This window comes from Priestia sp. P5_B4, from assembly GCF_056400385.1.
In genome coordinates, this window is record NZ_JBFULJ010001150.1 from 1 (window position 1) to 999 (window position 999).

At 29.1% G+C, this 999-nt stretch carries 1 pseudogene; it reads right to left on the reverse strand.

From position 1 onward, the window contains the following. Positions 1-999: pseudogene (locus tag AC1DRF_RS29525) on the reverse strand (hypothetical protein); the annotation flags it as partial.

Here is a 999-nt window from a genome sequence, read left to right on the forward strand (position 1 = left end):
CTTTATATAGAGTAAAAAGTTTTTTTAATGTATCCTGTGGGTTAACCTCGCTTTTTCTAATTAATTCTTTAAAAGTAAGCTGTTCTTTACTCATATTATTTGAAATCTGTGTAATACGAGGTAAGCTTCTAAGCCACGTCAACATACCACTACTTAGGCGAATAACCCTTGGTTTTTTACTCACTAGCTCATTTTGATAACTACTAAATTGTGACTCTAAATGCATAAAGAAGTTATCATATTCTTCGCTAAATCTGTAGTAAACATATTGATATTCAGTTGCTTCTTCAAACATTTTATAGAGGGTTTCACCGTCAATTCCAGCCACATACATATCATTTCTATAAAACATTAATTGATCCCATTTGTCTCTTAAAAGCGCTACTAATATGATAGGAATTAAAGGTTCTCTTAATCCGTAAGGGTCATTAGTCATCACTTCAATAAATTGTTGTAGATTTCCTTGAATATTATTTTCCAAATAATTCAAAAGATCTTCTCTTAAACTTGCTAGCTCCACACTTTGCAAATTATCTAAATTGTTAAGGTCAAAGTGATTATTTTTGAAAATAGTAGCATAGATCAAATACTCTGGACCTTGCCCTTCAATACCTAAATTATTTTGATCATAACTGTTCAAGATATGATCTAATACTTTATAACCTGCTTTTCTTTGCATGTTATTAACTGTTTTTCTATTAAATGAATCATTACGAACTTCAAGAGTCAATGGATATTTCGAAAACATGATGTCACTTAATAATTTTTCTAAATTAATTTCATTTGMTACATCAATCTCTTTCCGATTATATACCCAATCACAATCATTGTTATAGGCTGTATATTTACTAATAAACTCTTGAATTATATAAACTACATCTTCTCTTTTTAAAGTCAATTCACCTTTTAAATTTTTATCCTGGTTTAGGAGTTCAACATCTTTTAATAAATCCTCAATTACTTGCAGTTCGATTACTGCCTCTTTTACAATGTTAAATG